The sequence below is a fragment of the Bradyrhizobium sp. SHOUNA76 genome (assembly GCF_023006445.1).
GTDB lineage: Bacteria > Pseudomonadota > Alphaproteobacteria > Rhizobiales > Xanthobacteraceae > Bradyrhizobium.
Genome location: NZ_JALBHA010000129.1, coordinates 1 through 13,694 on the forward strand (window position 1 = coordinate 1; position 13,694 = coordinate 13,694).

Sequence of the window (13,694 nt, forward strand, 5' to 3'; positions counted from 1 at the left end):
CTCTGCACGCCGCCGCAGGTGCGCCGCGCCCAGGCCGCGGCGGCGCTCAAAGCCGGCAAGCATGTGATGCTGGAGAAGCCGCCGGGGATCGGGGTTGCCGAGCTCGATCCGCTGATCGCGATGGCGGCGGAAGCCAAGAGAACGCTGTTTGCGACCTGGCATTCGCGGCATGCGCCGGCGGTCGAGCCCGCGCGACAATGGCTCGCTGGGCGACGCATCACGTCGGTGCATATCGACTGGAAGGAAGACGTTCGCGTCTGGCATCCAGGGCAGGGCTGGATCTGGGAGCCGGGCGGTCTTGGCGTGTTCGACCCCGGCATCAACGCGCTGTCGATCCTGACCAAAATCTTGCGCAAGCCGGTATTCGTCACCGCGGCCGAACTGGCCTTTCCCGCCAATTGCCAGGCGCCGATCGCTGCCAACCTGACACTGACCGATATCGACGGCCTGCCTGTGACCGCCGAGTTCGACTTTCGTCAGACCGGGCCGCAGAGCTGGGATATCCTCGTCGACACCGATCAGGGCCGGATGACCTTGTCCAGCGGTGGCGCGCGCATGGCCGTCGACGGCAAGGTGCTTGCCGAGGCGCCCGATGAGGAATATCGCGGACTCTACCGGCGCTTCGTCGAGCTCGCGGCGACCGGCGCAAGCGACGTCGACCTGACGCCGCTTCGTCTCGTCGCCGACGCCTTCCTGCTCGGCCGGCGCACCGTCGTCGAACCGTTTGTGGATTAGACATGGCTGGCTCAAAAATCGAAAAAGACGTCTTTGGAACGCTGCCGGACGGCCGCAACGTCGAGCGCATCGTGCTGCGCGGTGAGCGTGGGTTCGAAGCGCGCATCATCACCCATGGCGCGGTGATCCAGGCGCTGATCGCGCCGGATGCCAAAGGCGGATATGACGACGTCGTGCTCGGCCATGACGCCTTCGCCGGCTACCTCGCCGAGCGCAAGTTCCTGGGCGCCACCGTCGGCCGCTACGCCAACCGTATCGCCAAGGGACAATTTTCACTCGATGGTGAGACGGTGCAGCTTCCCGTCAACAACGGCCCGAACGCTCTGCATGGCGGCCTCGACGGGTTTGACCGCAAGCTCTGGGAGATTGCCGCGATCGAGGACGGCGCCGCGCCCGCGGTGACGCTCACCTACATGAGCCCGCATGGCGAGGAGAACTATCCCGGCAAGCTCGACGTCCGCCTGACCTATCGCATCACCGGCCCGTCCGAGCTGTCACTCGAGATGGAAGCGCGGACCGACCGGCCGACCATCGTCAACCTGACCAACCACAGCTTCTTCAATCTGGAAGGTGCAACATCGGGCACGCCGATCCTTGACCACAAACTCACGGTCGCCGCTGAGCATTTCCTCGCCATCGATCCCACCGCGATCCCGCTGCCCGGTCCGCCGCGTAGCGTTGCCGGCACGCCGTTCGACTTCCGCGACGCCCAAGCTGTCGGCGCGCGTATCCGCGAGAGCCACGAGCAATTGCAGAACGGCAGGGGCTACGACCACACCTACTGCCTCGCCCGTGACGGCAAGCTGGCGCTCGCCGCGCGGCTGGAGGCACCGCGCTCGGGGCGGATCATGGAGCTGTTCACCGACCAGCCCGGCCTTCAGGTCTATTCCGGCAACTATCTCGACGGCACGAGTTCGGGGAAGGGCGGCAAGCTCATCCGCCAGTCGGACGCCATGTGCCTGGAGCCGCACATCTGGCCTGATGCGCCGAACCGGCCGGATTTTCCGAGCCCGCGCCTTGGGCCCGGCGAAGTCTACCGCCATCACACGGTCTATCGCTTCGGAGTGAGGACGCCATGATGGAACAGGTGCCGACCTCGATTCTTTCGGACGATCCCTGCCAACTCGGCGAGGGCCCGACCTACGACGTAACCACCGATACCGCCTGGTGGTTCGACATCCGCGAGGGACGGCTGTTCGAGGCGCAACTCGGCCGTGGCAGCATCCGCGTCCATGCGCTCGGCCGGATGGCGAGCGCTCTCGGGCGCATCGATGCTGAACGGCAGTTGATCGTCGCCGAGGACGGGCTTTACGTCCGCAAGCTTGCCGGCGGCGTGATGACGCTGTTGCTTCCGCTCGAAGCCGACAATCCAGCCACGCGCTCCAATGATTGCCGAGTGCACCAGTCCGGCACGTTCTGGATCGGCACCATGGGCAAGAAGGCCGAGCCAAAGGCCGGCGCGATCTACGCGCTCCATCGCGGCAAGATCTCGACGCTGTTTCCCGGCATCAGCATCCCCAACTCGATCTGCTTCTCGCCCGATGGCGCCACCGGCTATTTCACCGACACCCCGCGCGGCGTGCTCTATGCCGTGTCACTCAATCCCGCGACCGGCCTGCCGCGCGGCGAGCCTGAGGTGCTATTGCGTCACACCGGCATCGGGGGCCTCGACGGTTCGGTGTGCGATGCTGACGGGCAGATCTGGAATGCGTGCTGGGGCGCGAGCCGCATCGACGTCTATTCTCCGCAAGGCGAGCGTCTGCGCTCACTGAGCGTGCCGGCAAAGCAGGCGAGCTGTCCCGCTTTCATCGGCCCAGATCTGTCGCGCCTCCTCGTCACGTCGGCCTGGCAGGATATGGATGCGTCCGCACGCGCCGCCGATCCGCAAGCCGGTTGCACTTTTCTATTGGAGGCATCCGCGCGCGGTCGCGCGGAGCCCGACGTCAAGCTCGCATAGGAGACCCGAAAGCAGCCCACGACGACGTTCTCGATGAAACAAAGAAACAGTCTGACACCCAGGGAGTAAAACATGCTGAAACTGAAGACGACATTATTGGCGTTGGCGCTGACCGGCGCTGCGACGATGGCCTCAGGCGTCACCGCCTCCGCCCAGGACAAGGCGACCGTCGGCATCGCGATGCCGACCAAATCGTCGGCGCGCTGGATCGACGACGGCAACAACATGGTCAAGGTGTTGAAGGAGCGCGGCTACAACACTGACCTGCAATATGCCGAAGACGACATCCCGAACCAGCTCTCGCAGGTCGAGAACATGGTGACCAAGGGCGCGAAAGCCCTGGTGATCGCCGCGATCGACGGCACCACGCTGTCCGATGTGCTCAAGCAGGCCAAGGCCAAAGGCATCACCGTGATCGCCTACGACCGCCTGATCCGCGGCACGCCGAACGTCGACTATTACGCGACCTTCGACAATTTCCAGGTCGGCGTGCTCCAGGCCGAGTCGATCGTACAGGGCCTCGGTCTCAAGGACGGCAAGGGCCCGTTCAACATCGAGCTGTTCGGCGGCTCGCCCGACGACAACAACGCCTATTTCTTCTACAACGGCGCGATGAGCGTGCTGAAGCCCTACATCGACAGCGGCAAGCTCGTCGTCGTGTCCGGCCAGATGGGCATGGACAAGGTCGCGACCTTGCGCTGGGATGGCGCCACTGCGCAGGCCCGCATGGATAACCTGCTCAGCGCTTACTACGGCAACAAGAAGGTCAACGCCGTGTTGTCGCCCTATGACGGCCTGTCGATCGGCATCATTTCCTCGCTGAAGGGAGTTGGCTACGGCAGCGCCAATCAGCCGATGCCTGTTATCAGCGGTCAGGACGCCGAGGTGCCCTCGATCAAGGCGATGCTGCGCGGCGATCAGTATTCGACCATCTTCAAGGACACCCGCGACCTCGCCAAGGTGACTGCCGACATGGTCGACGCCGCGCTCGCCGGCAAGCAGGTCACGGTCAACGACACCAAGACCTACGAGAACGGCGCCAAGACCGTGCCGTCCTATTTGCTCAAGCCGGTCGTGGTCTACAAGGACAATTGGGAGAAGACCCTGGTCGACAGCGGCTACTACAAGAAGTCGCAGTTCCAGTAAGTTGAGTGCTCCGTCGTTCCGGGGCGCCCGAAGGGCGGACCCGGAACCTCGAGATTCCGGGTTCGATGCTTTGCATCGCCCCGGAATGACGGCGGAGGGGCAAACGTTCCAAGGGACAACGACGATGACCGCCATGCTGGAGATGCGCAACGTCAGCAAGAGCTTTGCCGGCGTGCAGGCGCTGCGCGATGTCAATTTCTCGGTTCACGCCGGCCAGATCCATGCGCTCGTCGGCGAGAACGGCGCGGGCAAGTCGACGCTGATGAAGGTGCTGAGCGGAGTCTACCCGCATGGAAGCTACGAGGGCACCATCGTCTTCGACGGCGAGGAGCGGCGCTTTCGCGACATCAACGATTCCGAGGCGCTCGGCATCATCATCATCCACCAGGAGCTGGCGCTGATCCCGCTGATGTCGATCGCGGAAAACATCTTTCTGTCGCATCCGCCGTCAAAGCTCGGCGTCATCGACCGTGACGAGGTCTACCGGCGCACGCGTGAGCTGCTGGCGCAGGTGGGCCTGAAGGAATCTCCGGATACGCTGATCACCGATCTCGGCGTCGGCAAGCAGCAGCTGGTCGAGATCGCCAAGGCGCTGTCCAAGCGGGTGCGGATGCTGATCCTGGATGAGCCGACCGCCAGCCTCAACGAGGCCGACAGCGCCGCGCTGCTCGAACGCCTGATGGCGTTCCGCGAGCAGGGCATCGGTTCGATCCTGATCTCGCACAAGCTCAACGAGGTCGCCAAGGTCGCCGATCACATCACCGTGCTGCGCGACGGCCGCACCGTCGACAGCATCGATTGCCGCAGCGAGCCGATCCAGGAAGACCGCATCATCCGCAGCATGGTCAATCGCGATCTCGCCCACCGCTTCCCGGAGCGCAACGCGAAGATCGGTGAACCCGTGCTCACTGTCGAGAACTGGTCGGTGTACCATCCGATCCATCCCGAGCGGCAGGTGATCAAGAATGTAGATTTCAGCGTCAGGCGTGGCGAGGTCGTCGGTATTGCCGGCCTGATGGGCGCCGGCCGCACTGAATTCGCCATGAGCCTGTTCGGCCGCTCCTGGGGCACCACGATTAGCGGCTCTCTCCGGCTCGAAGGCAGGGAGATGGTGCTGCCGAGCGTCGCTGCCGCGATCGACGCCGGCCTTGCCTATGTCACCGAGGATCGCAAGCAGCTCGGCCTGATCCTGGCCGACGACGTCCGCAAGAACATTACGCTCGCCAGCCTCGACCAGGTCGCCCCAAGCCGGGTGATCGACGACATCGCCGAGCTGAAGATCGCCAGCGACTATCGCACGCGCATGCGCATCCGCTGCTCCGACGTCTACCAGGAGACCGGCCAGCTCTCCGGCGGCAACCAGCAGAAGGTGGTGCTGTCGAAATGGCTGATGACCGACCCCAAGGTCCTGATCCTGGACGAGCCGACGCGGGGCATCGACGTCGGTGCCAAATACGAGATCTACTGTATTATCAACGAGCTGGCGGAAGCCGGCCGCGGCGTCGTGGTGATCTCCTCGGAGATGCCCGAGCTGCTCGGCATCTGCGACCGCATCTGCGTCATGAACGAGGGCGCCTTCGTCGGCGAGTTCAAGGGCCCTGACGCGACGCAGGAGAAGATCATGCGCGCCATCATGCGCAACGAACGAAACATTGGGAACGCCGCGCCAGCGGCCGCGGAGATGGGAGGATCGCAGCCATGACCGACAAGACGGTATCGCTGCCCGAAGAGCGCCGGCACGGCAGCTTCATCAAGAACAATTTGCGCAACTACGGCATGCTGATGTCGTTGATCGCGATCATGCTGTTCTTCCAGGTCATGACCGGCGGCACGCTGCTGCAGCCGCTCAATCTGACCAATCTGGTGCTGCAGAACAGCTACATCGTCATCATGGCGCTTGGCATGCTGCTGGTGATCGTCACCGGCCATATCGACCTCTCGGTCGGCTCGGTCGCCGGCTTCGTCGGCGCGGTGGCAGCCGTGCTCATGGTGACTTACAAGGTCGACTATACGCTCGCCTTCATCGCCTGCTTGTTGCTGGGTGCGGCGATCGGCGCGGCGCAGGGCTATTGGGTGGCCTATTTCGGCATTCCGTCCTTTATCGTGACGCTGGCGGGCATGCTGGTGTTCAAGGGGCTCGCGCTTGCGGTGCTGCAGGGGCAGTCACTCGGCCCGTTCCCCGCGACGTTCCAGAAGCTGTCGTCCGGCTTCATTCCGGAGCTTCTGCCCGAAGCCGGCACGCTGCATCCGACCTCCATGCTGATCGGCGCCGTGCTCGCGCTCGGCCTCGTCTATGCAAGCGCCAAGGGCCGGTCACGTGAGCAATCGCATGGCATCGAGGTCGAGCCTTATGCGTTCTTCCTGGGAAAGAGCGTTCTGCTCGCCTGTGCGGTGCTCTATTTCACCTATCTGATCGCCTCGCATCGCGGCTTGCCGAACGTGCTGGTCATCATGACGGCCCTGATCGCCCTGTACGGCTTCGTCACCCGGCGCACCGTGATTGGCCGGCAGGTCTATGCGGTGGGCGGCAATGCGAAAGCGGCAAAACTGTCGGGCATCAAGACGGAGCGGCTGACCTTCCTCACCTTCGTCAACATGGGCGTGCTCGCCGCGCTCGCCGGCCTCGTCTTCGCTGCGCGCCTCAACACCGCGACCCCGAAGGCCGGGCTCGGCTTCGAGCTCGACGTTATCGCCGCCTGCTTCATCGGCGGCGCTTCGGCTTATGGCGGTGTGGGCCGGGTCGGGGGGGCCGTGGTCGGCGCCATGATCATGGGCGTGATGAACAACGGCATGTCCATCCTCGGCATCGGCATCGACTATCAGCAGGTCATCAAGGGTCTGGTGCTGCTGGGGGCGGTCTGTATCGACGTGTACAATCAGCGGCGTTAGCAGATCGAAGCGGCCCAAAACGGGTTGCGGATTTCTGCGGGAATTTGCAGTGTCCCCGAAGCAGAAGGTATCCTTGGAGAAAGAGCTTGGAACCGTACGGGAAGCTCGAATGGCATCAGCGGCACCCTGAGACGCGGTGCCGCCCCTCAGTCAAGCGGATGTCGTGGTCCTGGTTCTCCGCTGAGCTTCTGCAATTCTGGCAGACGGAGCTGGAATTTCGCGTCAAGGGAGATGCAGCCTTCCTGGCGTTGCATGATTCCATCCGCGCTGCGGGAGAGACGACGATCGACGGAGGGAGCCCTTCGACGCGAACCGATCTTCGAGACCGGCTGACGTTCGTGCCGGCCGGATCTTCGGTACAGGGCTGGAATCGCTTCAAGGGCGGCGTCTCGTCCGTCTTTGCGGTGCATCTCACCCCGGCCAAATCGGTTCGCAGGGCAGACGATATCTCGGAAATTCCTCCATCGCTTTATTTCGAGAACGACAATCTCAAGGCGACGCTCCAGAAGCTCCAGAGTGTCGTGAATGGATCCGGCATCAATGACCATGCCTATGCGGAGACACTTGGGCTGCTGCTTTTGTGGGAGCTACGGCACGCTGCTGACCCGAAGCTTTCCCCTCGTAGCCAGGTCCGGGGAGGTCTGACTTTGCGTCAGTTGAGGCGCGTTCAGGAGTTTGTCGATGCTCAGATCTCGACCGAAATCTCGATATCCGACCTTGCAGCTGTGGCAGGGCTGAGCCAATACCACTTCATCAGGACGTTCAAGGAGGCAGCTGGACACTCACCCTACCAATACGTCCTCTCGGAGAGAACCCGCCATGCGAAAGGGCTGCTGCTGTCGACGCCCGATCTCTCGCTCGAAGACGTCGCACGAGCGGCAGGGTTTAGCGATACATCGCAGCTGAATCGTGTATTTCGAAAGTTCGTTGGTGTTACACCGACGGTTTTCCGGCGGGAAAGCGGCTCGCGTTTTCCATAGAGTTGCACCCGTCCCAATTAGTGGTCACGCGAGCCGACGCCAGGCGTTCGCCGATCAACACAAGTTCAGCCAGACCTCCCGCTCTCATCTTCTCCATCACTTTCTTGCGGTGTGCCTTGATCGTCCGTACCGACGTGCCGAGCTCGTGAGCCACCTGCTTGCTGATCTTCCCTCCCACAAGAAGCATGAATACCTGCCGTTCGCGCGGGGTTAAGGTTGCAAGGCGATTTCGCAGATCGTCGAATTCGCGTTTGAGCACGAGCGATGACCGGTGCCGCGCCAGAGCTCGCGCGATCGCGTGAAGGAGTTCATCCGGTTCGACAGGCTTGATCAGGAAGTCTTCGGCGCCTGCCTTGATTGCCCTTACCGTCGTACTCACGTCGCAATAGCCGGTGAGAAACAGAATCGGAAGGCTCGAGCCGAGCTCCAGCAAACTGCTTTGCAGCGCCAGGCCACTCAAGCCGGGCATCCGGACATCTAGGAGGATGCAGCCGGGCTCGTTTTCGTTGCACGGCCGCTCCAGCACCTGCTCGGCCGACGCATAGGCGACCACGCGGTATCCGGACTGCTCCAATTGCCGTTGGAGCGCGGTGCGGAAGGGAGCGTCGTCATCGACAATGTAGACGGTCCCCGGCAACTGATCTCCTGACAAGGAAGGCACTGCCTTAGCCTAGCCTTCGCTGCCCCGTGCGCTCCTGGATTCAGGTTTTTGGGTTCCCGCGATGGAAGTCAATCGCTTGACCTCCTTTCACCGCAAGAAATGGTATCCGCCGCAATTTTTGACACTCTTCCGGCTTTGGCTTGCCGGCCTTGCGAATTTACTGCGTCGTGAACAGCACCGCCGCGATCGCGACGGAGAGGCTCACCGCCGATACGGTTGCCACGGTCGACAGCACTCCCATTCGCCGGAGCGCGATGGCGAACGCGATGATGATGGGGGTCGCGGTCATCAGCCCGATTTGTGCATCGCTCATCGCATCGCTCGCCGTTTTGCGGAACCGCCGGAGGCATTCAGCTTATGGCGGCGGGACGGGCGGAACGTTGCGATAGCGCAAACGCGCCTCCGGCCGGTTGCACTATTTGTGCGGCGACAAAGTCGGAATCGCGCCGGTGGGATATCTGTTCGGCGTCTTGATGCGGAAGTCAGATGTCGGCGACGGATTGCGAGCAACAGGGAACCGGCTGGGGAATCCTGGAAGATCTTCCCGGCGATCCCATGATCTGGGTGCTGATCTTCAGCGAGCTCGCCGCCTTCGGCCTGTTCCTCGGCGCCTTCGTCATCGCTCGCGCGCTTCACCCGGCGGTCTTCGCGGCCGGTCAGGCCACTCTTGACGCGCACCTGGCCGGGATCAACACCATCGTGCTCGTGACCAGTGGCTGGGCTGCCGCGCGCGGAGCGGCTGCTGCGCGGGCCGGCCGAAGCCGACGCGCACGCGGCTGGCTGTTCGGCGCCATGGTCCTTGGCGCTCTCTTCATCGCGATCAAGTTGTTCGAATATGCCGGCGAGATCGCGTTGGGAAACGGCCTGGAGACGAGCTCGTTCTTCACGCTGTACTTCCTCCTGACCGGCTTCCATCTCCTGCATGTCGGCCTCGGCATCGTGATCCTGGCCGTAGTTTCCCGCAGTGCCAAGGCTGCCGACGTGGAGACAGGCACTGCGTTCTGGCACATGGTCGATCTGCTCTGGATCGTCATGTTTCCGATCATCTATCTGGTGCACCCGTGATTCCGGATCGTCTCGACATCGCCTGGATCACGTTGATCGGCCTTGCGCTCGCGACCATTCTGGTCCCGCCGCTGGTGTCGCGCCCGTTGTTCGCCAATGCGTTGCTGCTCACGTTTGCCGCGTTGAAGGGCCGCCGCATCGTGCTCGATTTCCTCGATCTTCGCTCTGCGCCGGCGCTCTGGCGGGGCCTTGTGAGCGCCTGGGTCCTCGTCGTCGTGCTGTTTGCCTGGCTTGCTTCCGCCATCGTCGCCCTGATCTGACGCGCTCCTTGCGCTTCGTCAAAGAGCGACCCCGGCGGATCAGCAATAAATAGCATCACCGATTTTCTCTCTACGACTCAAACCGGAAAAGGATTGGCAATGGCTGAACGCCTGACCAAGTCGGCCGCTCGAAATGTCTTCTACGGCGGTTCGGCCTTCTTCTTCGCCATTTTCATAGGGCTGACGGCGCACAGCCATTACTACATGGCCACGACCTCCACCGACGCGTCGACGCTGACCTTGTCGGTCGCGCGCGGCAAGCATGTCTGGGAGAAGAATTCCTGCATCAACTGCCACACCCTGCTGGGCGAGGGCGCCTATTTCGCGCCTGAGGTCGGCAACGTCTGGGACCGCTGGGGCGGCAACGAGGATCCGGCCGCGGCGCGCGAGACGCTGAAGGCCTGGATGCAGTCGCAGCCCTCGGGCGCAGAGGGCCGGCGGCAGATGCCGCAGTTCAACCTGACCGACCAGGAGCTCAACGACCTCGCCGACTTCCTGCAATGGACCAGCACGATCAAGCGTCAGAGCTGGCCGCCGAACAAAGCCGGCTGAGAACGCTGCTTTCTTCTCAAGACAGAGAGAACCCGAGATGAAATATCAAACCCAGAAAGTCGCGATGCTGTATTTCTACGGCGCGCTGACCCTGTTCCTGGCCCAGGTCGTGTTCGGCCTTCTCGCCGGAACGATCTACGTCCTCCCCAACACGCTGTCGACCCTCCTGCCGTTCAACATCGTCAGGATGATCCACACCAACGCCCTGATCGTATGGTCGCTGATCGGCTTCATGGGAGCAACCTACTTCCTGCTCCCGGAAGAGACCGAAACCGAGCTCTATAGCCCGCTGCTGGCGAAAATCCAGTTCTGGATGTTCTTCGGCGCGGCCGGCGTTGCCGTGGTCGGCTATCTCTTCCACTACCACGAGGGCCGCGAGTTCCTCGAACAGCCCTTCATCATCAAGGTCGGCATCGTCGTCGTCTGCCTGATGTTCCTGTTCAATGTCACGATGACGGCACTGAAGGGCCGCAAGACCACCGTCACCAACATCCTGTTGTTCGGGCTGTGGGGCGTCGCGATCTTCTTCCTGTTCGCCTTCTACAACCCGGCGAACCTTGCCGTCGACAAGATGTACTGGTGGTACGTCGTCCATCTCTGGGTCGAAGGCGTCTGGGAGCTGATCATGGCCTCCATCCTCGCCTATCTCATGATCAAGCTCAACGGCATCGATCGCGAGGTCGTCGAGAAGTGGCTCTACGTCATCATCGGCCTTGCGCTGTTCTCGGGCATTCTCGGCACCGGCCATCATTTCTACTGGATCGGCGCGCCCGGCTATTGGCAGTGGATCGGCTCGCTGTTCTCCACGCTCGAGGTTGCGCCGTTCTTCACCATGGTGATCTTCACGGTGCAGATGACCTGGAAGGCCGGCCGCAAGCATCCGAATCGCGCCGCTCTGCTGTGGTCGGTTGGCTGCTCGGTGATGGCGTTCCTCGGCGCCGGCGTCTGGGGCTTCCTGCACACGCTGTCCTCGGTGAACTACTATACCCACGGCACCCAGGTCACCGCCGCGCACGGCCATCTCGCCTTCTTCGGCGCCTATGTGATGCTGAACTTGTCGGTGATGGCCTACGCGATCCCGCAGCTCAAGGGACGTGCGCCCTATAACCAATGGCTCTCCATGACCAGCTTCTGGATCATGTGCACGGCGATGATGACCATGACCTTCGCGCTGACCTTCGCCGGCGTGGTCCAGGTCCATCTCCAGCGCGTGCTGGGGCAGGGCTACATGGACGTGCAGGATCAGCTCGCGATGTTCTACTGGGTCCGGCTCGGCTCCGGTGTGTTCGTGGCGATCTCCGCGCTGATGTTCGTCTGGGCCGTGCTGGTGCCGGGCCGCGAGAAGCAGGCGACCATTCCCGCCGCGCTGCAGCCTGCCGAGTAAACGCGAATGGCGGCCGCGGTTTGCCGCGGCCGCCTGCTTCCTGGAAAGTCCGGAGAGACATCATGAAAGCTGCCCTTCACACGGTGACCTCGGCGCCCGAGCTGCCGGCCTATGTTCCATCCGGCAACGAATGCGAGCTTTTCGAGCATGCCTGGCGACGTCGTCTGCCGGTTCTGCTCAAGGGGCCGACCGGCTGCGGCAAGACGCGCTTCGTCGCGCATATGGCGGCGCGGCTGGGACTGCCGCTTCACACCGTCGCCTGTCATGACGATCTCACTGCCGCCGATCTCACCGGCCGCTATCTGCTGAGGGGCGGCGACACTGTGTGGACCGACGGTCCGCTGACGCGCGCCGTACGCGAGGGCGGCATCTGCTATCTCGACGAGGTCGTGGAGGCCCGCAAGGACGTCACTGTCGTGCTGCATCCTCTGACCGACGATCGTCGCATCCTGCCGCTGGAACGTACCGGCGAGGAGCTGGTGGCGCCGAACAGCTTCATGCTCGTGGTCTCCTACAATCCCGGCTACCAGACGCTGCTGAAGGCGCTCAAACCCTCGACGCGGCAGCGCTTCGTCGCCATCGAATTCGACTTCCTGCCGCCGGAGCAGGAGATCGGCGTCGTGTCCGCCGAAAGCGGGCTGTCGCCGGAGCGCGTGCGGCCGCTGGTCGGGCTGGCTGGGCGGCTGCGCGCGCTCAAGGGCCACGATTTGGAGGAGGGCGTCTCGACCCGGCTCGTGGTCTATTGCGCGACCCTGATTGCCGCGGGCACGCCGATTGCCGATGCCGTGCTGGCCGGCATGATCGAACCGCTCACCGACGATTCCGACGTGAAGGCGGCGCTGCTGGACGTCGCACGCGCCGTGATCGGGTGAGGCCGCGCCCATGCTCGACTTCCTCGAACTGGAGGAGACGGTCGGTCGCGCCTGGCACCGGATGGTCGGCGGCACCGCGAGCTATCCTGTCCACGACGATCAGGCGGTCGCACTTGCCGAGATGAGGGGCCGGCTCGCGGTGATGTTCCGCGCGCTCGGCGGCGAGACCGGGGTGCAGATCGCAAGCGCAGGTGCCCGGAAATCGGGACACCGTCTCGGCTGGCGGCAGCGCATCGGCCTTGGAGACGAGCGATTGGAGCAGCCGGGCCGCGACGCGGCGACCATCTTCCTCCCCGATCGCATCTCGATCTTTCCCGACCGGGCCTTGAACGCGGCGCTCTATCGCTGGCTTGCGGCATGGTTCGCAGCCGCGCCGATCGAGACCATCATGGAGGCCGATCCGCTGCGGCGGGATCTGCTGGTGTTGCGCCGGGCGAGCGAGACGGCGGTCTGGGTGCTCACGCAATTTCCCGGGCTCGTCGCTGATTACGCGAAGCTCGCCGCAGCAACTGCCGAGGCCCGGCCTCGTCGTCCCTTGCCACGCATCGAGCAGGAGATCGAGCAGATCGTGCTGGCCTTGCTCGGAGCCGGCACGGCGCCTGCGGGCAGATTGTGGCCGGCGATGATGGGGACGGGCCCGCTGCCGGACAAGGCGCCGCCGGGCTATCATTCGATCCTGCCGTGCCCGCTCTGGGGGGATTGCTGGACGCGAGAACTCTCGCCCGCACATGCCGGCGAGGACGAGTGCGCACCGGGTGCGGATGCCGCGACCAACGACGATCGCAAGCGCTTTGCGGTCCGCGAGCGCGAGGACAATGCCAATCGCCGCGATCCTTTCGTGCTCAACCGCTTCGAGAAGATCCTCGCGATGGCCGAGATGGTCAATGTCGACCGTCCGGCCGACGACAGCGAGGACGAGGATGCGCAGAAAGCGGCCGACGATCTCGAGGAGATCACGCTCAGCCGCCGCACCGGCAAGCCGGCGAGCCGGCTCAAGTTCGATCTCGACCTGCCGCCGGAAGCCCTCGATGCATCGCGGCTGAACGCGGATCTCACCTATCCCGAATGGGACTATCGCAGTGGCTCCTATCTGCCGGATCATTGCCGCGTCCTCGCGGGCGCGGCCTCCGAGCAGGGCGAGGATTGGCTACCTGACGACGCCATGCGCCGGCACGTCCGCCAGGTGCGCCGCC

General features: G+C 63.6%; 14 protein-coding genes and 1 pseudogene. 13 read left to right on the forward strand and 2 right to left on the reverse strand.

Features of this window, described 5'->3' with window-relative positions:
* The 7 genes from MOV74_RS16270 to MOV74_RS16300 all read left to right on the forward strand — a co-directional run.
* Positions 1-735: Gfo/Idh/MocA family oxidoreductase (locus MOV74_RS16270; RefSeq protein WP_246924201.1), on the forward strand; the 735-nt coding region annotated here is incomplete at its 5' end.
* A 2-nt stretch (positions 736-737) separates the two neighbouring features.
* Positions 738-1,814 (forward strand): aldose epimerase family protein, encoded by a 1,077-nt coding sequence (locus tag MOV74_RS16275; RefSeq protein WP_246924206.1) that lies wholly within the window; start codon positions 738-740, stop codon positions 1,812-1,814.
* Entirely contained in the window at positions 1,814-2,692 is an 879-nt protein-coding gene (locus MOV74_RS16280) for an SMP-30/gluconolactonase/LRE family protein (RefSeq protein WP_246924246.1), read from the forward strand. The genes MOV74_RS16275 and MOV74_RS16280 overlap by 1 nt, the downstream gene beginning before the upstream one ends.
* A 72-nt stretch (positions 2,693-2,764) precedes the next feature.
* Complete coding sequence (gene chvE, locus MOV74_RS16285; protein ID WP_309486808.1) at positions 2,765-3,838, forward strand: multiple monosaccharide ABC transporter substrate-binding protein; 1,074 nt, start codon at positions 2,765-2,767, stop codon at positions 3,836-3,838.
* Between the two features lie 124 nt (positions 3,839-3,962).
* Positions 3,963-5,540, forward strand: a complete 1,578-nt coding sequence (gene mmsA / locus MOV74_RS16290) for a multiple monosaccharide ABC transporter ATP-binding protein (protein ID WP_246924213.1) — start codon at positions 3,963-3,965, stop codon at positions 5,538-5,540.
* A complete protein-coding gene (mmsB, locus tag MOV74_RS16295; protein WP_212092402.1) occupies positions 5,537-6,727 on the forward strand; it encodes a multiple monosaccharide ABC transporter permease in 1,191 nt (396 codons plus the stop codon). Before mmsA ends, mmsB begins: the two co-directional genes overlap by 4 nt.
* Before the next feature lie 86 nt (positions 6,728-6,813).
* A complete protein-coding gene (locus MOV74_RS16300; protein ID WP_246924218.1) occupies positions 6,814-7,707 on the forward strand; it encodes a helix-turn-helix domain-containing protein in 894 nt (297 codons plus the stop codon).
* On the opposite strand, the gene MOV74_RS16305 is transcribed toward MOV74_RS16300, so the two are convergent.
* Both MOV74_RS16305 and MOV74_RS16310 read right to left on the reverse strand, forming a co-directional pair.
* A complete protein-coding gene (locus MOV74_RS16305; RefSeq protein WP_246924223.1) occupies positions 7,661-8,344 on the reverse strand; it encodes a response regulator transcription factor in 684 nt (227 codons plus the stop codon). The two genes, MOV74_RS16300 and MOV74_RS16305, sit on opposite strands and share 47 nt — an antisense overlap.
* A 181-nt stretch (positions 8,345-8,525) precedes the next feature.
* Positions 8,526-8,681: a hypothetical protein gene (locus tag MOV74_RS16310; protein WP_091892367.1), complete on the reverse strand. Its 156-nt coding sequence runs from the start codon at positions 8,679-8,681 to the stop codon at positions 8,526-8,528.
* Positions 8,682-8,854: 173 nt separating this feature from the next.
* Here MOV74_RS16310 and MOV74_RS16315 point away from each other — a divergent pair, with 173 nt between their 5' ends.
* The 6 genes and pseudogenes from MOV74_RS16315 to MOV74_RS16340 form a co-directional block, all read left to right on the forward strand.
* On the forward strand, positions 8,855-9,433 hold the full coding sequence (locus tag MOV74_RS16315; RefSeq protein WP_246924226.1) for a cytochrome c oxidase subunit 3 family protein: 579 nt from the start codon (positions 8,855-8,857) through the stop codon (positions 9,431-9,433).
* The gene (locus tag MOV74_RS16320; RefSeq protein WP_404979149.1) at positions 9,433-9,693 is read left to right on the forward strand and encodes a cytochrome C oxidase subunit IV family protein; all 261 of its coding nucleotides are present in this window, start codon (positions 9,433-9,435) and stop codon (positions 9,691-9,693) included. The genes MOV74_RS16315 and MOV74_RS16320 overlap by 1 nt, the downstream gene beginning before the upstream one ends.
* 99 nt (positions 9,694-9,792) lie before the next feature.
* The gene (locus MOV74_RS16325; RefSeq protein ID WP_246924235.1) at positions 9,793-10,245 is read left to right on the forward strand and encodes a cytochrome c; all 453 of its coding nucleotides are present in this window, start codon (positions 9,793-9,795) and stop codon (positions 10,243-10,245) included.
* Positions 10,246-10,282: 37 nt separating this feature from the next.
* On the forward strand, positions 10,283-11,629 hold the full coding sequence (locus tag MOV74_RS16330) for a cbb3-type cytochrome c oxidase subunit I (RefSeq protein ID WP_246924239.1): 1,347 nt from the start codon (positions 10,283-10,285) through the stop codon (positions 11,627-11,629).
* A 62-nt stretch (positions 11,630-11,691) separates the two neighbouring features.
* On the forward strand, positions 11,692-12,501 hold the full coding sequence (locus MOV74_RS16335; protein ID WP_246924242.1) for a CbbQ/NirQ/NorQ/GpvN family protein: 810 nt from the start codon (positions 11,692-11,694) through the stop codon (positions 12,499-12,501).
* A gap of 10 nt (positions 12,502-12,511) precedes the next feature.
* Positions 12,512-13,694: pseudogene (locus tag MOV74_RS16340) on the forward strand (protein norD); the annotation flags it as partial.